Origin of the sequence: Aeromonas bestiarum (genome assembly GCF_000819745.1) — a bacterium.
GTDB lineage: Bacteria > Pseudomonadota > Gammaproteobacteria > Enterobacterales > Aeromonadaceae > Aeromonas > Aeromonas bestiarum.
In genome coordinates, this window is record NZ_CDDA01000006.1 from 140780 (window position 1) to 160203 (window position 19424).

The window sequence follows — 19424 nt, forward strand, 5'->3', positions numbered from 1 at the left end:
TTCCGCCACCTTCGCACATTCGGGTTATCAGTCTGGATTGACATGCTGTCTGATAAAAGCATGTTGCAGTATGGTGCGAAGAGAGGGACTCGAACCCTCACATCCGTGGGACACTAACACCTGAAGCTAGCGCGTCTACCAATTCCGCCACCTTCGCATCACTGCGGTGGGGGATTCTATAGAGTTTTGAAGGAGCGTCAACAGCCAAAGGGGACTTTTTTCGCTGTTGACGTTCAAAGCAGTGCTAAGGGCACAAAACTTCAGCAATTAGCGTCATTGACGCGCCAGGGCATCCCGATACATCTGCTCATACTGGGTGACCGAGTCCGGCCAGTTGAAGCGGGTGTTCATGGCGTTGCGCTGCACTCTGGCAAACCGTTCGGGATCCTGCAGGTAATAGAGCAGGCTGCGGCGCATGGCATCGAGCAGTATGTTGGCGGTCGGATCGTTGAAGCAGAAGCCGGTGGCGTGCTCAGGATCGGCATCCCAGTCCACTACGGTATCCTTGAGGCCACCGACGGCCCGCACCAGCGGCAAGGTGCCGTAGGCCAGGCTGTACATCTGGTTGAGACCGCAGGGTTCGAACAGGGAGGGCATCAGGAAGAAGTCGGCGCCCGCTTCCACCAGGTGGGCCAGCCTATCGTCATAGGTGTTGATGAAGGCAAACTTGTCCGGGTACTGCTGGGCCATGGCCTGCAACTGGGCGGCGAGGGAGGGATCCCCCGAGCCCACTATCACCACCTGCACCTTGTGATGCAGGAACTTGTCCAGCACCGGCAGCAACAGGTGCACCCCTTTCTGCTCGGTCAGCCGGCACACCATGCCGTAGATGGGCAGATCCGCCACCGGCAGGCCGGTTTCCTGTTGCAGCGTCTGTTTGCAGATCCGCTTGCCGGCGAGGTTGTCGACGTCATAGGTGGCGGGCAGGAAGTCGTCGAAGGCCGGATCCCAGTCCTGATAGTCGCAGCCATTGAGAATGCCGCGCAGGTCAGCTGCCCGCTGCTGGAAGATGCTGGCCATGCCGTGGGCGCCCAGGTGAGTCAGCAGCTCGCTGGCGTAGTTGGGACTGACCGCATTGATCTTGTCTGCATAGAGCACCCCGCACTTGAGCAGGTTGATGTGACCGTAGTCGTAGCTGATGCGCTGTTCATACTCGGCAATCTCGGGCATGGCCCAGAACTGCTCCCGCCCGAATACCCCCTGGAAGGCCGCGTTGTGAATGCTGATCACGCTGCGGGTGTGCTGGAAGAAGGGGTTATGGGCATGACGGGACTTGAGCAGCAGCGGCAGCAGACCGGTATGCCAGTCGTTGCAGTGCACTATGTCGGGGGCAAAGTTGAGCTGTTCGCAAGCATGCAGGGCCGCAGCCGAGAAGAAGGCGAAGCGTTCACCATTGTCGCCATAGGCCTGGTTGTTCTCGGCGTAGAGCTGGGGTCGATCGAAATATTGCGGGCAGTCGAGCAGGTAGACACAGACCCCTTCCAGCTCCATCTGATAGATGCGATAGCCGATATCCGGCAGTCCCGGATGGGTTGGCAACCAGCGCGAGGCGATCAGTCTGGCCTCATCACGGCGTTTGATCGTCTTGTAGAAGGGCAGGATGATCCTGACGTCATGGCCCTTCTGGGCCAGATACAGCGGCAGGGCTCTGGCCACGTCCGCCAGGCCCCCGGTCTTCACAAGCCCCTCAACTTCCGAGGCAACAAACAGGATTTTCAGTGGGTTAATAGCCAACTCTTGCTCCCTTAGGTACCACGACGATACCGCCTTCGGATACGGTAAATCTCTCTCTGTCATGGTCCAGATTTTCACCGATCACGGTGCCGGGTGCAATTTCAACGTTCTTGTCAATGATGGCGCGTCGAATGGAACAGCCTTCGCCAATCTTCACATCCCCGAGCAACACCGACTCGCTGATGTGGCTGCAGGGGCCTATGTTGCAGCGAAAACCCAGGATGGAGCGCTGGATTTGGCTGCCCTGAATGAAGCAGCCGCCGGAGATCAGGGAGTTGGCAATCTTGACCTTGCAGTCATCGGTATCGACGAAGGTGGCTGGCGGCAGGGGCGGATAGTGAGTGTGCAGCGGCCACTTGCGGTTGTAGAGGGAGAAGGGGGCGTCGTCCGCCACCAGATCCATGTGCGCCTGCCAGTAGGAGTCGAGGGTGCCCACGTCGCGCCAGTAGACGTTGGGCTTCTCGCCCGGGATCACGTTGGTGCTGTAGTCGTAGACATAGACGGGGGCGCGCGGGAACAGGCTGGGGATGATGTCCTTGCCAAAATCGTGGCTGGAGTTCTCCTCGGCGGCATCGCGCTTGAGCTCGCGGTAGAGCGCTTCGGTTTCGAAGATGTAGTTGCCCATCGAGACCAGTGCCTGGGTGGGATCCCCCGGGATGTGCTTCGGATGTTTGGGTTTTTCTTCGAAACCTATCATGCGCCCTTCCTGATCCACCTCGATCACCCCGAAGGCGCTCGCCTCCTCGATGGGCATGCGCAGGGCGGCGACGGTCAGGGCGGCGGCCTTCTGTTTGTGGAAGGTCACCATCTGGCTCACATCCATCTTGTAGATGTGGTCGGAGCCGAAGATGCAGACGTGCTCTGGGTCGGAGATCTCGATGAAACGCAGGTTCTGGTAGATGGCATCGGCCGTGCCGTCATACCAGCGTTTGCCCATCCGCATCTGGGCAGGAATAGGGTCGATGAAGCGGTCCGTGATGCCGACTATGTTCCAGCCCTTCTTCATGTGCAGATAGAGGGACTGGGACTTGAATTGGGTCAAGACGTAGATGCGCAGGAAGTCTGCGTTGACGAAGTTGTTGAGGACGAAGTCGATCAGTCGATAGCTGCCGCCGAACGGGACAGAGGGCTTGCTGCGAGTGGTGGTAAGCGGCTGGAGACGGGTTCCTTCGCCGCCTGCCAGTATCATGGTGAGTATGCCTGCCATCGTATTTCTCTCCCTGAATTTATGATATGAAAAGGTTTTCAGCTCACTGCAAAAAAACACCCCTAAAGGGGTGGTTAAACGATTGATAATTACCTTATCAGATCCCGGATGGGGCCCTCTACTTGTTTTATTACACCGGTTACACTTATTTACACTTTGCTCAGATACACCTTGAATTTGCTGTCGCTGTTGACCACTTCGGTCCGTTTGAAGTGCGTATCCAGTATAGGCTGATATCGCAGGAAGGCGTTGGCGACTATGGTCAGACCGCCATTCGCCGACAGGTATTCCGGTGCCTTGGCGAGGAAGGTTTCGGTGGCCGCATAGAAGGTCTTGAGCCCGGCGTGGAAGGGAGGGTTCGAGACGATATGTTGAAACTTTTCAGCAATGTCGGAGTAAACGTCAGAAGCATGAACCTTCCCCTGCAAGCCATTGACGGCCAGGGTGCGGCGGCTCGATTCCAGCGCCAGCGCACTGATATCCACCATGCTGACCGCCAGATCCGGATTACGTTTGGCCAGCATTGACCCTATGACACCGGCGCCGCAACCAAAATCGAGCAGCTTGCCCCGCATCGGCGGCAGGCTGGCCAGCAACATCTGGCTGCCCAGATCCAGCTCGTCGGCACTGAATACCCCCGGCAGCGCCAGCACGGTCAGCGCCGTCTCACCCGCCTTGCATTCATACCGGCTGAACCAGGCGTCCAGTTCGAACGGCGCTACCGGTTTGCTCAGCTCACAGTGATAGAGGGAGCAGCGGCGCGCTGAGTCGCGCTTGATGGGCTTGTCGCCGTAAGGGGCCAGCAGCTTGTCGGCGCCGTTAATGCCGCCGCGATTCTCACCGGCCAGAAACAGATCGGCGCCAGCCTCCAGCAGGGGGGTCATCATGGCCAGCAGGTATTGCGCCTCGGCCTTGGCCTTGGGCATCAGCAGCAACAGGGCATCGAAGCGGGGGGTGCCGCCGAGCTGGTGATCGAACTGGATGGCGTCCCCCAGTGCGGCCTGCTGACTGCGGTAGTAGCAATAATCCGTGGTGAATACAGTCAGGGATAGGGCCAGCTCGGCCAGCTGGCGGGGATAGTCATCCTCCAGCGTCCCGCAGACAAGTAGCCGCTTGCCGACAAAGAGGGCTTGGTTTCGTTCCAGCATCTGGCTGACGGCACTGACAGGGCTGCTCATCGGGTCTCTCCACACAATTTTGGGCGGCCATTATACATAGCCCCTTTCGCCTTGACATTTATGCCGTGTTCCCGAAATATGCCCAGACACCATTTTTTGACCAGAGATGATGAAATGCGGTTCAACGGGTTGAAACGAAAGCATAAGAAAAGCCTGACATTCGGGCCTGCCGACGTTCGCGCGTAACCTCTCATCCCTGAGAAGATTCAAACCCCGGTTGCGCAGCCCGTACCGGGGTTTTTTATTGCCATATGCGAGTCAACGGAGAAGGAAATCCCATGTTTCAAGGTTCGATAGTTGCCCTGATCACCCCATTTCGACAGGGCCAGCTGGATGAGGCCGCACTGGCTCGTCTGGTGGAGTGGCACATAGCGCAGGGGACCCACGGCATAGTGCCGGTCGGTACCACGGGTGAGAGCCCGACCCTGACCCACGACGAGCATTGCCGGGTGGTGGAACTGGTAGTCAAGCAGGTGGCGGGGCGCATTCCCGTGATTGCCGGCGCCGGCTCCAACAACCCGGTCGAAGCCATCGAATACACTCGCCACGCCGAGCAGGCGGGGGCCGATGCGACCCTGCATGTGGCCGGTTACTACAACCGTCCCAATCAGGAGGGGCTCTACCACCACTTCAAGGCGGTGCACGATGCGACGACCAAGCCCATCATCGTCTACAACATTCCGCCACGCGCCATCGTGGACGTGCAACCGGCGACCCTGGCCCGCCTGGCCGAACTGCCGCGCATCGCCGGCGTGAAGGATGCCACCGGCGACCTGGCCCGCCCCTGGACCGAGCGCCAGCTGATCAAGAAGCCGTTCGCCTGGCTCTCCGGCGAAGATGCCACCGCGGTGGCCTACAACATAGGTGGCGGCCAGGGCTGCATCTCGGTGACGGCCAACGTGGCACCCAAGCTGGTGGCCGAGGTGCAGAATCTGACGCTGGCCGGTGAGTGGCAGGCTGCCCGTGAGTTGCAGGACACGCTCATTCCGCTGCATCAGGCCATGTTCGCCGAGCCGAGCCCGGCGGGCGCCAAGTATGCGGTCTCCCTGCTGGGCTTTTGCAGCGAAGAGTGTCGCCTGCCGGTGATGCCGCTGTCCGAGGCGACCCGCGAACGCATCCGCAGTGCGATGCAGGCATTGAATTTGTTATAAAAATTGGGCTCTGGATCGCGCTTTTGACTGCCTAGTCAATTAATGTGCAAGGTTTGCAGATATACTCGCTTGGATACAACCAAGGATGGCAGGCATGCAGGAATGGGATCCAGAGCACTTCACCAGTTTTGAACATCTCTGTGAAGTGACGCTGGCAACGGTCAGGGAAAAGACAGAAGCCGAACAAATTTACCTCTGGTTGCGGGCTCCCGAGTCCCAACTTTACAGCTTTCAGCTCGATCAGGGGCTGATCTGCCTGAATGCGGACATTGCCGCCCCCCTCAAACTCCCCGTCATCTTCATCGAACATGCCTTCGACAAGGGCCAGCTGGTGGTGGAGCAGATAGCCCCGACGACCGATGTCTGGGAGACGGTCGAACCCGAAATTCCACGCCTGCGTGCCTGCTTCCCGCTCAAACGCCAGAAGGGGCTCAAGGCCGTGGTCTATCTGGAGACTCGCCGCCGCCTCGATCGCCTCTCCCGACGCCAGCAGCAGAGCATCCAGTTGCTGATGCATTACCTGGCCGCCGAGCTGGAGAGCCGGTTACTCGCCAGCCAGATCGATCAGGAGCGGGATCAGCGCAGGCACACCCAGGCCGATCTCATCCGCAGCCAGGCGCTGCAAGACTCTTTCCTCAGCATGTTGCAGGCGCTGCATCAGGTGGGGGTCAAACTCTCCCGCTGCGACAGCGAGCATCAGCTGCTGCACGATGCGGTGGCGCTGGCCCGTCAGGATCTGCAGTTCGACCGCATCGCCATCTTCCTGGTCGACGCCGAGTTCAAGACAATGCACGGCACCTGGGGCACCAACGAGGCGGGTGAACTCATCGACGAGCACCACTTCATCAGCCCCATTCCGGAGCACCCCACGGTGCAGGAGGCCCTGCGCCGCAAGGACTATGTGCTGGTGCTGGAAGATGCGCCGCTCTACTACGAGAAGCAGGAGGTGGGGCGCGGCTGGAATGCCATGGTCTCGCTGTGGGACGGTGCCACGCCCATCGGCTGGATCGCCGCCGACAACCTGCTGTGGCGGCGGCCGCTCAAGGCGTACCAGAGCGAGATCTTCAAACAGTATGCGGCCATGCTCTCCCAGCTGTTGATCCGCCAGCGCACCCAGGCCGCGCTGGAGCGCTTCAACCGGGAGCTGGAGCTGAGGGTCAGCGAGCGCACCATGCAATTGGCGGAGACCAACCGGGCGCTGGAGGCGGCCAACAAGCGACTGTCGCTGCTGTCGCTGGAGGATCCCCTGACCGGCATCGCCAACCGTCGCCACTGGGATCTCACCATGCAGCGGGAGTGGGAGTGGGCCCGTCGTCACCAGGGCCTGCTGGCGGTGCTGATGATCGACGTGGACGAGTTCAAGTCCTACAACGATCACTTCGGTCATGCCAAGGGGGATCTGTGTCTGCAACAGGTAGCCAGTTTGCTGCAGGAGGCGGAGCGGCGGCGCACCAACCTGGTAGCCCGCTACGGCGGGGAGGAGTTCGTTATCCTGCTGTGCGGCCCGCAACCCGAAGAGGCCGAGCGGTTGGCGGAGCGGATTCACGAGGGGCTCAGTGAATTAAAGATCCCACATCCGGCTTCCCGAGTTGCTGATTTCATTACGGTTAGCATAGGCTTTAGCTATCTGGTTCCCTCGCTGGATGGAACATGGCAGAGCTTGACCGAACAGGCCGATCAGGCGCTCTATCATGCCAAGTCGCAGGGGAGGGCGTGTACGCTAGCCTATCGGTGAGCCCATGTTGTTACGTCGCTATCCCATCTTCAATCGTCGTCTCGCCCTCGTTGCCTATGGCATGGACTATCAGCTTGCCGACCCCGCCGAATGGACTCTTCTCGCGACGCAATGCCGTCTGCTGGCCCAGGGGCGCCAATACTTGCTGCCCTTCAGCCATGAACAACTCGATGAGCAACGCCCCCTGCTGTTCGATCAGGACACTATCCCACTGGTCGAGGCCTCGGCCGAGCGGTTGCCCGCCTCGTTTCCCGTACTGGCCCAGTGGCGCGATTATCGACGCCGTCTGGCCGTGCACGGTGCCCAGCGCGAGCCCCGCTGGTTCAACGCCTCCCGGCTGCTGGTGTTCTGGATGGGGGAGGAGGGGATCAGTCAGCCGACCGAGCACAAGCGGATGGCGCTCGACATCGAGACCTGGGGCGATTTTCTGCCGCTCAAGGAGGCGGGGGTGGACTTCTTCGCCGGCGGTTTTCTCGCGCGTCCCGAGCTGGTGAATCAGCGCGCCGCCCAGCCGGACATGAAGCTGGTGCAGGAGATACTGCAAATCATCTGCCATGAGGAGTTCTCCTTTGCCAGGGTCGCCAGCCTGCTGGAGCAGGACGCCTGGCTGCCGGGCCAGCTGATGACCTATGTCAACGCCCCCGGCTTCGATCACGCCAGCCCCATCGTCTCGGTCACGCGGGCGCTCTCCTATCTGGGGGAGCAGGAGATCCGCAAGTTCGTGCTCATCTACGGGCTGGCGCGGGTCAGTCAGCACATGCCGGAGGCCTGTACCCGCATGGCCATCGCCCGTGGCCGTTTCTGCGAGCTGATCGCCGTGACCGCGCTCGGCAAGGCCGCCGCCAGCTGGGCGTTTCTGGTGGGGCTGGTGCTGGATGGCTCGCTGCTCTCCGAGCAGCTCAAGGCCCATCTGCCCAAGGATGTGAAGCGGGCGCTCGAGTCCAGTGAGGGGCCGCTCTTTCATCTGTTCCAGCTGGTGAAGACCTATGAGCAGGGGAACTGGCCGCTGCTTGCCCAGCTGGCGCCTAGCTATCAGCTGGATCCCGCCAAGCTGACCCCCATCTATTTTCAGGCTCAAATGTGGGGGCAAGCGTTTCTCGCCACCTAGGTCATGGCGACTGGGCGCGGCTCTGGCTAGAATGGGGACCCATTTTCAGACACAGATCCCGCACCATGACCCTCTCCGGATTTCAAGGCCTGGTATTTGACCTCGATGGCACCCTGGTGGACTCAATGCCACTGCACCTTGCCGCCTGGGCGCACACGGCCCGGGAGTTTGGCTTTCACTTCGATGCCGACTGGTTCTATGAACTCGGTGGCATGCCGAGTCGCAAAATCGCCCTGCTGGTCGCCGAGCAGCAGCAGATCGCCCTGGATCCGCTGGTGGTGACCCGCTGCAAGACGGATCACTACGTGGCCAACCTGCACAAGGTCACCGTCTTCCCGGCCATGCTGGAACTGGTTCAGCGCCATCACGGCCTCATTCCCATGGGGATAGGCACAGGCTCGCCCCGTATCAATGCCGAGGCCGTGCTGCGCAATACCGGGCTGGATCGTTACTTCCCCGTGGTGGTGACCGCCGACGATGTGGATCTGCACAAGCCCCATCCAGATACGTTTCTGCTGGTTGCACGTCGGCTGGGGGTCGAGCCGGCGACCTGTCTGGTGTTCGAGGATACGGGAATTGGCGTACAGGCCGGTCAGGCTGCGGGGATGCAGACCTGCATGGTCAGGGATGGCAGACCGGTCGACTTGCAGTATTGAAGTGAAGGGCGGTGAAACAGGTGGATCCACTCGGAGGAAGAGTGGAGTCCATTCTCATACGGGACAGACATGATAAATGAGAATGGACTCGGTCACCCTTTGACGCAGCAATGGCGTGGGGGTGATTCAGGCAAGCGCATTACTGCTCGCTGCTACCGCCGCCCTGGTTGTCATCGTAACGACCGGGGGCGCCATGGGGACGCGGCGCCATGGAGACGCGCGGCTTGCGGGCGCGCTGTATGCTGACCTGGGGACGGCCGGAGTGCATGGCGATGGTGGAGATCTTGGCCTTGTAGACCAGCTGCTGGTTGCCATGGGCATCGGTCAACAGCACGCTGTACTGGTCGAAACCGCTGATGGTCCCCTCCAGCTTGATGCCGCTCACCAGGAAGATGGCGACCTGACTGCGATTCTTGCGCAACCAGTTGAGGGCAGAATCTTGCCCGTTCCCGAGGGAGAAGGCTTGCTCGATCGTGGAGTAGCTTGGGGATTCAGTTGTCATAAATTATTGTCCCGCGGAAAAAAAGTGGCGTTTGATTGTGCTAAATGGTCACTGGCTTGTCAAAGTCATTCTCGCTCCCATCCCGGATGGTGCAACGACAGTGCTGGTCGGCAGGGGCCGCTGCTGTAATAATTGGCGGCTCTGGCCCCGTGGCGGGCCTCATGCTGGGGTTTCATCTTGCATCCGGTTTCACACCAACACCTACCCACCTATACCCATGACGCGACCGCGTGCGAAGAGTGTGACCTGCTGGTGCCGGCCACCGAGCTGGCCGTCGGGGAGACGAGCAGCTGTCCGCGTTGCGGCCATACCCTGAGCCGTCATTTGCCGGAGCAGGAGCGCAGGCCCATCGCTTACGGCTTTGCGGCCCTCATCATGTTCGTGCTCTCCAACGCCTTTACCTTCATGTCGTTCTCGGCCAAGGGGGTGGGGCAGGAGATGACGTTTCTGCAGTGCATCACCACGCTGGTGGACCAGGGCTATCTGTTTCTGGGGGCCGTGCTGAGCCTGACCCTGATCGGCCTGCCGCTGGTCTACATCGGCTCCATCATGCTGGTGCTGTGGCGGGTCGACAAGGACTTGCACAGCAATGCCCTGCGCTCCCTCGGTCGCCTGCTGTGCCGGATCAAGCCCTGGCTGATGGTGGATGTCTTCCTGATCGGGGTGCTCATCTCGCTGGTGAAGCTGATGGGGATGGCCGACATCAAGATGGGGTTGTCGTTCTGGGCCTTCGTCGGCTATACGGTGCTGCTGATCAAGATGATTTCGTCGCTGGACCGGATGTGGCTGTGGCAACGGCTGTTCGGCCCGACCGAGGCTCGCGAGCTGGATGCGGATGGCGAAGTCGCTGCCATGGCGTCCGGGCTGGTGGGCTGTCACATCTGCGGCGCCCTGAGCGAGGCGGGCGAGCACAGCTGCCCGCGCTGCGGTGGCAAGCTGCACAGCCGCAAGCCGGGCGGCCTGAACCGGACCTGGGCCCTGCTCTTCACCTCTGTGATCCTCTATGTGCCCGCCAACCTCTATCCCATCATGGACACGGTCTTCCTGGGGGACGACAGCCCTTCCACCATCCTCGGCGGCGTGGTCTTGTTGTGGGCCATGGGTTCCTACCCCATAGCCGCGGTGATCTTCATCGCCAGCGTGGTGGTGCCGCTGGTGAAAATTCTGGCGCTGTTGTGGCTTTGCTATATGGTACAGCGCGGCCACGGCGCCTCGCCCCTTGGCAAGCTCAAGCTCTATCGCATGACTGAATTCGTGGGACGCTGGTCGATGATCGACGTCTTCGTGGTGGCCATCCTGGCGGGCCTGATCCGGCTCGACAACCTGATGACCATCTACCCCGGCCCCGCGGCCGTCGCATTTGCGGGTGTGGTGCTGATTACCATGGTGGCAGCCATGAGTTTCGATTCCCGCCTGATCTGGGATTTACAACAAGGAGAACGCGAACGTGAGTGAGCGTAAGAAAAGGTGGAAACCCGGCTCTGATTTTCTGAGCTCGGCCGCCGCAATCTGGATGGTGCCGCTGCTGGCGCTGTTCATCGGCATCTGGATGTTGTTCCAGCACTGGTATTCGCAAGGTCCCAGCTTCACCCTGACAGTGGCCACCGCCGAAGGCATAGTGGCGGGCAAGACGGTGATCCGCTCCCGCGAGGTGGAAGTGGGCCGCATCGAGGCGGTGGAGCTCAGCGAGGACTACAGCCATGCGGTGCTGAAGGCTCGCCTGACCAATGCCGCCGCCGGCATGCTCAAGAAAGACAGCCAGTTCTGGGTGGTCAAGCCCAGGGTTGGCCGGGAAGGGGTCTCGGGCCTCGGCACCCTGCTCTCCGGCGCCTACATCGAGCTGGCCCCCGGCAAGAAGGGCAGGCCGCTGGACGAATACGCCATGCTGGACAAGCCGCCGCTGGCCTCCCAGGACGCCAAGGGGCTGCGGCTCTCCCTGAGCAGCCGGGATACCCGGGCGCTCGGGGTGGGCTCGCCCATCAACTACCAGGGCTTCACCATAGGCCAGGTGGAAGAGGCGAAGTTCCTGCCCGAGAAGAGCGAGATGCAGTACCAGATCTTCATCAACGCCCCCTATGACGTGCTGGTGAGCGGCAACTCCCGCTTCTGGATGACCCCGGGCTTCGAGGTCTCCATGAGCAGCGAGGGGATGAAGGTGAAGATGGATTCGCTGGAGAGCCTGCTCGACGGCGGCATCACCATGGGGCTGCCCCCTGGCTGGGCACCGGGTGAGCCGGCCAAGCAGATGGACGATTTCACCCTGTTCCAGGATCAGGCCAGCGTGTTGGCCGGTAGCCTGGATCAGTTCATCGACTATGTGTTCCTGTTTGAAGACAGCGTCGGTGGCCTGCACCCCGGTGCGGCGGTGGAGTATCGCGGTATCCGGGTCGGCACCGTCATCTCGGCGCCCTATCTCATCGACGAGAAAGGGGTGCAGATATTCCAGAACCGGCAGATCCCGGTACTGGCGCGCATCGAGGTGCAGCGCCTCTCCCACCGCTATGCCAACGCGGAGAAGGAGCAGTGGCGCGCCCTGTTCGGCAAGCAGTTCAAGGAGGGGTTGCGGGCGACGCTCAAGACCTCCAGCCTGTTGACCGGGGGCAAGGTGGTGGATCTGAACTTCTATCCGGATGCCCCCAAGTATCAGGCCATCAAGCTGGCCGGTTATCAGGTATTCCCGACCGTGCAGGCCGGGCTGGACCAGATCGAGCGCAAGGTGAACCAGATCCTCGACAAGTTCGTCGACATGGACACGGCCAAGACGCTGAACCAGGTGAATCACACCCTGGTCACCCTGGACCAGACCCTCAAGAACGTCAGCGCGGTGAGCGCCAATCTGGACAAGTTTACCGGCCAGAGTGCGACCCAGCAGTTGCCGGCGTCCCTGAACGACAGCCTGAAGCAGTTGCAGAGCACGCTGCAAGAGTACGATGCCAACTCCCAGACCAATCAGGATCTGCGTCAGTCGGTACAGTCGCTCAATCAGCTGATGCGTGAGTTGCAGCCACTGGTGCATTCGCTCAACGAGCAGCCGAGTTCGTTGATCTTCGATCGCGCCCGTCCCCGTGATCCCGAGCCCAAGCGAGGCCAATGATGAAGAAACAGATGATGATGCTGGCCTTGTTGGGCCTGCTGGCGGGTTGCAGCTCGGCGCCGACGGCGCTGCACTACTACTCCCTCGATGCCGAGGCGCAGCAGCCGACTACGATGACGGCGCAACCGCAGCACCAGCTGGTGCTCAAACCTGTCTCCCTGTCCGGCCAGCTGGACAGGATGAGCCTGGTCTATCAGCTGGAGGGCAAGGAGCTGCACTTCGCCGAGTACCATCGCTGGGCGGGGTCGCTGGATGCCCAGCTCGATCAGCTGACCCTGAACGGTCTCTCCAGCCGGCTGCCCGGCTGGGTGGTGCGCCAGGACGGTGCCCGCAAGGGGCCAGTGCTGACCATCTCGGTCGAGCGCTTCCAGGGGCGCCACGACGGGCGCGCCGTGCTGAGTGGCCGCTGGCGACTGCTGACGGAAGAGGGCACTGTCCTGCGCGACGTTCCCTTCCAGCAGGTGCGGGTGTTGCCGGAGGATGGCTACGGCTCCCTGGTCAGCGAACTGGGACAGGGCTGGCAACAGCTGCTCGACCAGATTGCGGCAGAGGTGCGCAAGGGCGCCTGAAACCGCCGAGAATGAAAACGGGAGGCCAGAGGCCTCCCGTTTTTTTATCCCGGCACCACAGACCCGGTGCCAAGGAGGTGGAACTTACTGCTGAACGTCGGATACCCCTTCCACCTTGACCTCGACCCGGCGATCCGGGGCCAGGCAGACGATCAGCTCACGCTTGGATTTGCTGGTGCAGCTGTCGCCGGTGACAGGGGAGCCCTTGCCACGCCCTTCCACATTGACCTTGCCTGCCGGCAGGCCCTTGCCGACCAGGTAATCGGCGACTGTGTGGGCACGCTGCTCGGAGAGCTTCTGGTTGTAGGCATCCGAGCCGATGCGGTCGGTATAGCCGATGACTGTGGCGACGCCATCCTTGGGTCTGGCTTGCTCAATCTGGCCGTAGAGGTTATCCAGCGCCTGTCCGCCTTCCGCTTTGAGGGTCGCCTTGTTGAAGTCGAACAACACGTCCGAGCTCAGGGTGAACTGCTTCTCGACCACCACGGGCTCAGGCGCGGGGGCCGGAACCGGGGCCGCAACCACGGGAGCAACCTGGCCGAAGCGGTAGACCACGGCGACCGCCAGCAGGCCGTTGTCGAGCTCGGCCCCCGTCTTGTCGAGCGCCTTGTCACCGAGCGGGGTTGTGTACTGGTATTCGAGGCGGGCGGCCCAGTCGCGGTTGAAGGCGTATTCGGCGCCCAGGGCACCGACGAAGGCGGCGCCGTTGTCATTGTCCAGCTGCTTGCTGTCGGTCCAGGCGTAGGCACCACCGAGGCGAGTGTAGAGATCCAGGCTGTCGCTCACCGGCAGACCTATCTTCATGGTGAGCTGAGCCAGCTGGGCCTTGATCTCGTCCTGGCTGATGTCGGTGGGCGTCAGCAGGTCGGTTGCTGTGTACTTGTATTTGCCGAGCCAGTCATAACCGAGCTCGACGCCGAGGTTCTGGTTGATCTGGTAGCCGAGGAAAGCGCCGGCGCCGACGTCGTTCTTGTCCTCTTCGCCGATGGCGTAGTTGTCCTTGATGCTCTGGTTGTGATCGACGCCATAGAAGTTGGACCAACCCAGCTTGGCACCGCCATACCAGGTGTTGTCTTGTCCGGCAGCCTGGGCGTTGGCCGCAAGCAAGCCTGAAACCAGTAAGGTAATCAGTGTTTTATTCATGTTGAGCCTCTGCAATTTCATATTTGGGGGGAGGTTTTTCTATGTCGTCTCTCCTTATGGGTCGGGGCTTATAGCACAGCCACAACAGATTAAAGGTAGTCGCTTTCCATGAGTTCTCAAGCAACTGATATAAAACATATTGTGATTATTATTGCCGCAGTTGAGCGGTGTGATTTGATCTCTGGGGCGGGGCGGCAATAGTTAACCGAGGCAGGATCGCATCGGGGTGGGCATGAAAAACAAATGGATATGGCTGTGCTGGTCGCTGTGGCTGGCGCCGGTCTGGGCCGCTGACACGCTGCAGGTGGTGACCGAAGACTATGCCCCCTACAACTATCTGGAAGAGGCCGAGATCAAGGGGCTGGGCACCGAAGTGGTGGAGGCCATGCTGGAGGAGGCGGGATTCGAGTACGACCTCGACATCTATCCCTGGGCGAGGGCCATCTCGCTGGCCCGCAGCCGCCCCAACGTGCTCATCTACAGCATCAGCCGCTTCCCCGAGCGCGAGGCGCAGTTCCAGTGGATCGGGGTGATAGCCCGCATCAACTTTCATGTGTTTGCCCTGGCCAAACGCGATGACATCAAGCCGTTCAGCCAGCTGTCACAGGCGCGTGCCTGGTCCATCGGCACAGTGCGCAACGATGCGCTGGAGCAGTATCTGATCGGTCTCAACTTCTCCAACCTGCAGCGCAACAACAGCAACGAGGCCAACATGCTCAAACTGTTGATGGGGCGCATCGATCTCTGGCCCGTGTCGCAGGAGGCGGCGAACTACTATGTGCGGCAGGCGGGCTATGGGCCAGACACCCTCAAGATAGTGCACGACATCGAAGATTTTACCGGAGGGGAGCTCTACGTGGCGGCGAGCCTGAAGACGGCGCCCGAGGTGATCAAGCGGCTGCAGGAGGCGCTGGCCACCATCCGGCAGAACGGCATCTATGACGGCATAGTGAAGCGCTATCGCTGATTGATGGTGCTGTGGCGAGGTAAAAGAGGGGCCGACCGAGTGTCGGCCCCTTGTCATCAGTGGGCGAGGAACTCGTACTGACTCTCGATGAAGGTGGCGGCGCGCTCACTCAGGGCTGCGTGCACGACAGTGGTGGGGTGGACCTGATCCCAGAACATCTTGCCCTCACAGTTGAGGGGGCTGGCGCTGCGGCGAGCCATGGGGCTGGCGACGGCCTGGGCCAGCAGCGGGTTGCCGGCGATGGCGAGGCGCTCCTGCGGGTTGAAGGCGGAGAGCTGGCTGTCGGTGCTGGCGCTGCGGGAGGCAAACGGCTTCCACACATAGCTGCCACCGTAGCAGGCGTTCTCCGTGTCGCTCAGGCCGAAGTTCTGCGGATCACGCAGCATCTCGGCAAACTGCTTGTCGATCTCGAACAGCTTCACCATGCCGGTGGGAGCCAGCTGGCGTGCCAGGTTCAGCAGCAGCTGGTTGTGGTAGGCGGAGACATGGCTGGCCGCCTCGACTACCTTCTGGCTGCGGGCCGAGGGGTTCTGGCCCAGATCCGGCAGGTTGAACAGCAGTATCTGCTTGGCACCGTTCAGCACCATGCGGTTGGCCGCATCGCTGATGGCGTCGCGCACCCGCTTGGCATCCTGCTCTGTGTTCCAGCCATAGGCCAGATAGTCGTTGGCGCCGACCCAGAGGATCACCAGATCGTCCGGCTTGAAGCTGTCTTTTTGCAGGAACTGGGTGACCTCGTAGTCCAGGTTGTTGATGACCTGATACTTGGGATTCCAGGAGATCTTGTTGTAAGCCACGGCGGTGGCACCGCCTTCCGCCTCGTTGGCTATGGTCAGGCCCGGGAACTGCTTGGTCAGCTGCTCCAGCCAGACGGGCCCGTTGGAGAAGCGGCCCTCATAGTAGGGGGGGCTGGAGGGGAGGTAACCGCGCATCTTGCTGTACATCTTGCCGGTATCGGAGAGGCTGTCGCCAAACATCACGATCCGGGAGAAGGCGGGACGGCTGTCGGCTGCCTGAACTGTCAGCGCGACCAATCCCAATAAACACACAAACCATTTTTTCATCTTGTTGTTCTCGTTGCTTTGAAAGCAGGTGGTGCCTGCAGGCTTTTCCTCGATAGGCAAAGGTGCTGGGAAGCTGTTTTGCCATTTTGCAGGGTATCCAGCCGAATTAAATTTCGCAGCAGGCGGTGCTGATTAAATCGATTACGGTCACATTCCCTTCACCCAGATGGGGAGGCTTCACGTTTGTTTCACGCCCCGGCTTGCACACTGCTCCCGTACCCAATGACAGGAGCATGAAATGAACAAGGCAAGCGTAATCGGTCTGTTGACCCTGATGTCCATCTCTTCTTTCGCCATGGCGGCCTATACAGGCCCGCAGGAGCAGAACAAGGTGTCCGTCGCGCAGTTGAAGGATCTGGCCGATGACAGCTGGGCCACCCTGGAAGGGAAGCTGGTCAAGCACCTGGGCGGCGAGAACTACATGTTCCGCGACGCCAGTGGCGAGGTGGAAGTCGAAGTGGATCAGGATGTGTGGCGCGGCACCGAGGTGGGCCCGGACGATCTGATCCGCATCCGTGGTGAAGTGGACCACAGCTGGAACAAGACAGAGGTGGAGGTGGAGAGCCTGGAGAAGGTGGGCGCCGCTCCGCAGAGCAAGGGCGGGTTTGTCGCCAAGTAAGGCAGGATAGCCGCACGCCGGACGTAACAAGGGCGCCTCCATGGAGGCGCCCTTTTGTTGTTGGTCTGCTTAGCCGGTGCGGGCCAGCGTGCGCTTGAATCCCTTCTCGGCCAGATTGACCTTGTAGAGATAGCGTCTGGCTTCCGCCTTGGGGTGCTGCTCGGTCAGGATCTGGTACACAGCCTCGGGGGAGAGCTGGTTGATCATGCCGGGCGCCGCCTTGCGGTCGCTGGAGAAGGTGTTCAGTACACCGCCGGCGCCGCCGTTGTAGGCCGAGATGACGGCATAGCGGCGGGAGAGCGGATCCTGGATGTCCACCAGATAGACGGTCTGCAACAGGTGCAGGTAGGCGGTGCCCACGTCTATGTTGTAGGCCGGATTGAACAGATCCTCCCGGGTCGGCTGGCCGTTCCTGCCCTTGACCCGCACGTAGACGTCCCGTCCTGCGGTGGCCGGGATCACCTGCATCAGGCCATAGGCGTTGGCGTGGCTGACCGCATAGGGGTTGAAGCTGCTCTCTGTCTTGATCACCGCGTAGATGAGGCTTTCGGCGACCCCGTACTTGCGGGAGGCTTCCCGTATGATGCCGGCATACTTGTAACCCCGTCTGTCCTCGTGGTTGGCCACCATGGGGATGTCGACGAAGAAGATGGTGCGGATCCCCAGGGTGCGCTTCTTCATCGCCGTGCTGAGCAGGTAATCGGCGTAGCGCTCGGCACGCCAGTCGAAGCGGATCGGCTGGCCCAGGTTGTCCAGCACCTGACCATAGAGGAAGGGCTCGCCACCGGGCAGAATTTCACGGTCGGAGTACAGATCCACTTCCGCCGGGTCGTCCGGGGTCAGCAGGGTCTCTATGATGGCGCGGCGCAGGTGGGCACGAGGGTCAAGCCCGGAGACGGTTTCCACCATGATGTGGCCGCTGGAGAAGTCGATGTGAGCCCGGCTCTTGTACTGATCCGTGTATTTGACGTAGTCAAATTTGCCCGCGAACAGCGCCTCACGCCCCCATATCTCGTTCACGTTATGGGAGAGCGCGCTGATCATGTGTTCGAAACCGCGAATGTCCTTGCCGTTGACCAGATCGTCATCCTCACTCCCGCTGGGCTTGGGGGAGGATGAGCAGGCAGAGAGAAACAGCAGGGTGCAAAGCAGCCAAAAAATTCGGCCCATAGGATCCTCAAACTGGGCGGCGGGGCCGCCCGTCATGCATGGCTGTGAACAGAGAGAGGTATAGCCGTCACTGGCTCACAGGTACAACTCATTGGTTCATAGACCGGTCACTGGCTGTGAACCGGGAGCTGTATCGCCGTCGCTGGCTCACAAGTACAACTCATCGGCTTATTGGCTGGGAGGGGTATAACCGTCTATGGCCACTTCACCCGCTTCAAACAGGTAGCTCACCATCTCTTTTTCCAGCAGCTGACGATGCTCCAGGTTCATCATGTTCAGCTTCTTCTCGTTGATCAGCATCACCTGCTTCTTCTGCCATTCGGTCCAGGCTTCCTTGCTGATGTTGTCAAAAATCCGCTTGCCGAGCTCACCGGGATAGAGTTGGAAATCCAGGCCCGGGCCCTCTTTTTTCAGGCGTTGGCAAAATACAGTACGGCTCATGTTGACCTCTATGGTTGTAAGTCCGGGTAGGCGAGCAGGCGGGCCGTGGCGGCCGCCAGACCCACCTCTGCAGGATGGCGTAAGTTATACCAGAGTCGGTTATCCGCTTCCATGAGCTGGGGGGCCGGTGGCGCATCGATTTCAATCAGGAAAGGCTGAATATCGAGATGGAAGTGGCTGAATGTATGCCGAAATCCGCTCAGTTCCCGATAATCATGGCCGCTCAGCCCGAGCCGCTGCATCAGCCCCTCGACCTCCGTCAGCGACTCCACCTGCGGGAAGCAGTAGAGCCCGCCCCAGATCCCCTGTGGCGGCCGCTTCTCCAGCAACAGCTGGTCGCCGTGACGAATGAGCAGCATGATGCCGGCGCGGGCCGGAATGCTCTTCTTGGGCTTGCTGTTGGGGTAGGCGGTGGGCTTGCCCTGCGACAGCCCCTGGCAATCGGCCTGCACCGGGCAGCGCTCGCAGGCGGGTTTGCTGCGGGTGCAGACGGTGGCTCCCATGTCCATCATGGCCTGGTTGTAGTGGGCCACGCCGAGCTTGGGCGTGAGGCGGATGGCGAGCTCCCACAGATCGTTCTCCACCTGTTTCTGGCCGGGCCAGCCCGGCAGTGCCAGCCAGCGGGTGAGCACCCGCTTCACGTTGCCGTCCAGAATGGCGTGGGGCTGGCCAAGGGAGAGGGAGAGCACGGCGCCCGCGGTGGAGCGGCCTATGCCGGGCAGGGCCATCACCTCTTCCAGCCGCTCCGGGAACAGGCCGCCGTGCAGCTCGCAGATCTGCTGGGCCGCCTTGTGCAGGTTGCGGGCGCGGGCGTAATAGCCGAGCCCGGTCCAGTGGTGCAGCACCTCATCTATGGGGGCCTGTGCCAGGGCCTGCACATCGGGGAAGCGGGCCATGAAGCGTTGATAATACGGGATCACTGTGGCGACCTGGGTCTGCTGCAGCATGATCTCGGAGACCCAGACCCGATAGGGCGTCTTGTCCTGCTGCCAGGGCAGGGTCTTGCGGCCGTGGATCTGGTACCAGTCCAGGATCCTGGTGGCGAAGGTGGTGTTGTCTGAATTGCTCACATGGCTCTCATGTTAT

General features: G+C 61.0%; 18 protein-coding genes and 1 tRNA gene. 9 read left to right on the forward strand and 10 right to left on the reverse strand.

Annotated elements, in window-relative coordinates; all coding sequences use genetic code 11:
* Positions 1-71 precede the first annotated feature (71 nt).
* From BN1118_RS02385 to rsmC, 4 genes are all read right to left on the reverse strand, one after another.
* Positions 72-157: transfer RNA gene (locus BN1118_RS02385), tRNA-Leu, on the reverse strand.
* A gap of 116 nt (positions 158-273) precedes the next feature.
* A complete protein-coding gene (gene glgA / locus BN1118_RS02390) occupies positions 274-1734 on the reverse strand; it encodes a glycogen synthase GlgA (RefSeq protein ID WP_043137217.1) in 1461 nt (486 codons plus the stop codon).
* Positions 1724-2983, reverse strand: coding sequence for a glucose-1-phosphate adenylyltransferase (gene glgC, locus BN1118_RS02395; RefSeq protein ID WP_274454401.1), 1260 nt, complete (start codon positions 2981-2983; stop codon positions 1724-1726). Before glgC ends, glgA begins: the two co-directional genes overlap by 11 nt.
* 107 nt (positions 2984-3090) lie before the next feature.
* Positions 3091-4119: a 16S rRNA (guanine(1207)-N(2))-methyltransferase RsmC gene (gene rsmC / locus BN1118_RS02400; protein ID WP_043554404.1), complete on the reverse strand. Its 1029-nt coding sequence runs from the start codon at positions 4117-4119 to the stop codon at positions 3091-3093.
* 278 nt (positions 4120-4397) lie between these two features.
* Between rsmC and dapA the strand changes: the two genes are divergently transcribed.
* From dapA to BN1118_RS02420, 4 genes are all read left to right on the forward strand, one after another.
* Positions 4398-5270 (forward strand): 4-hydroxy-tetrahydrodipicolinate synthase, encoded by an 873-nt coding sequence (gene dapA / locus BN1118_RS02405; RefSeq protein WP_043554405.1) that lies wholly within the window; start codon positions 4398-4400, stop codon positions 5268-5270.
* A gap of 94 nt (positions 5271-5364) precedes the next feature.
* Entirely contained in the window at positions 5365-7005 is a 1641-nt protein-coding gene (locus BN1118_RS02410; RefSeq protein ID WP_043554406.1) for a GGDEF domain-containing protein, read from the forward strand.
* 4 nt (positions 7006-7009) lie between these two features.
* Complete coding sequence (locus BN1118_RS02415) at positions 7010-8113, forward strand: EAL and HDOD domain-containing protein (RefSeq protein ID WP_043554407.1); 1104 nt, start codon at positions 7010-7012, stop codon at positions 8111-8113.
* A gap of 65 nt (positions 8114-8178) precedes the next feature.
* Positions 8179-8769 (forward strand): HAD family hydrolase, encoded by a 591-nt coding sequence (locus BN1118_RS02420; protein WP_043554408.1) that lies wholly within the window; start codon positions 8179-8181, stop codon positions 8767-8769.
* A gap of 139 nt (positions 8770-8908) precedes the next feature.
* Here the strand turns inward: BN1118_RS02420 and hfq are convergent, their stop codons facing one another.
* Positions 8909-9271: an RNA chaperone Hfq gene (hfq, locus tag BN1118_RS02425; protein ID WP_011707507.1), complete on the reverse strand. Its 363-nt coding sequence runs from the start codon at positions 9269-9271 to the stop codon at positions 8909-8911.
* Between the two features lie 177 nt (positions 9272-9448).
* Here hfq and BN1118_RS02430 point away from each other — a divergent pair, with 177 nt between their 5' ends.
* The 3 genes from BN1118_RS02430 to BN1118_RS02440 are packed head-to-tail and all read left to right on the forward strand — an operon-like array spanning position 9449 to position 12934.
* On the forward strand, positions 9449-10726 hold the full coding sequence (locus BN1118_RS02430; protein ID WP_043554410.1) for a paraquat-inducible protein A: 1278 nt from the start codon (positions 9449-9451) through the stop codon (positions 10724-10726).
* The gene (gene pqiB / locus BN1118_RS02435) at positions 10719-12365 is read left to right on the forward strand and encodes an intermembrane transport protein PqiB (RefSeq protein ID WP_016352115.1); all 1647 of its coding nucleotides are present in this window, start codon (positions 10719-10721) and stop codon (positions 12363-12365) included. Before BN1118_RS02430 ends, pqiB begins: the two co-directional genes overlap by 8 nt.
* Positions 12365-12934 (forward strand): PqiC family protein, encoded by a 570-nt coding sequence (locus BN1118_RS02440; RefSeq protein WP_084213991.1) that lies wholly within the window; start codon positions 12365-12367, stop codon positions 12932-12934. Before pqiB ends, BN1118_RS02440 begins: the two co-directional genes overlap by 1 nt.
* Before the next feature lie 84 nt (positions 12935-13018).
* On the opposite strand, the gene ompA is transcribed toward BN1118_RS02440, so the two are convergent.
* Positions 13019-14077, reverse strand: a complete 1059-nt coding sequence (gene ompA, locus BN1118_RS02445) for a porin OmpA (protein ID WP_043554548.1) — start codon at positions 14075-14077, stop codon at positions 13019-13021.
* A gap of 232 nt (positions 14078-14309) precedes the next feature.
* Here ompA and BN1118_RS02450 point away from each other — a divergent pair, with 232 nt between their 5' ends.
* Complete coding sequence (locus tag BN1118_RS02450; protein WP_043554413.1) at positions 14310-15044, forward strand: substrate-binding periplasmic protein; 735 nt, start codon at positions 14310-14312, stop codon at positions 15042-15044.
* Between the two features lie 56 nt (positions 15045-15100).
* On the opposite strand, the gene BN1118_RS02455 is transcribed toward BN1118_RS02450, so the two are convergent.
* Positions 15101-16108, reverse strand: a complete 1008-nt coding sequence (locus BN1118_RS02455; RefSeq protein WP_043554549.1) for an SGNH/GDSL hydrolase family protein — start codon at positions 16106-16108, stop codon at positions 15101-15103.
* Positions 16109-16346: 238 nt separating this feature from the next.
* On the opposite strand from BN1118_RS02455, the gene BN1118_RS02460 reads away from it, so the two are divergent.
* Entirely contained in the window at positions 16347-16727 is a 381-nt protein-coding gene (locus BN1118_RS02460) for a YgiW/YdeI family stress tolerance OB fold protein (RefSeq protein ID WP_043137188.1), read from the forward strand.
* A 69-nt stretch (positions 16728-16796) separates the two neighbouring features.
* Here BN1118_RS02460 and mltC read toward each other — a convergent pair whose 3' ends face one another.
* The 3 genes from mltC to mutY all read right to left on the reverse strand — a co-directional run bounded on the left by mltC (position 16797) and on the right by mutY (position 19408).
* Positions 16797-17897, reverse strand: coding sequence for a membrane-bound lytic murein transglycosylase MltC (gene mltC / locus BN1118_RS02465; protein ID WP_043554414.1), 1101 nt, complete (start codon positions 17895-17897; stop codon positions 16797-16799).
* Between the two features lie 168 nt (positions 17898-18065).
* Positions 18066-18338 carry an oxidative damage protection protein gene (locus tag BN1118_RS02470; RefSeq protein ID WP_005313967.1) on the reverse strand — a complete coding sequence of 91 codons (273 nt, stop codon included), beginning with the start codon at positions 18336-18338 and terminating at the stop codon, positions 18066-18068.
* 8 nt (positions 18339-18346) lie between these two features.
* A complete protein-coding gene (mutY, locus tag BN1118_RS02475) occupies positions 18347-19408 on the reverse strand; it encodes an A/G-specific adenine glycosylase (RefSeq protein ID WP_043554415.1) in 1062 nt (353 codons plus the stop codon).
* Between the last annotated feature and the right edge of the window lie 16 nt (positions 19409-19424).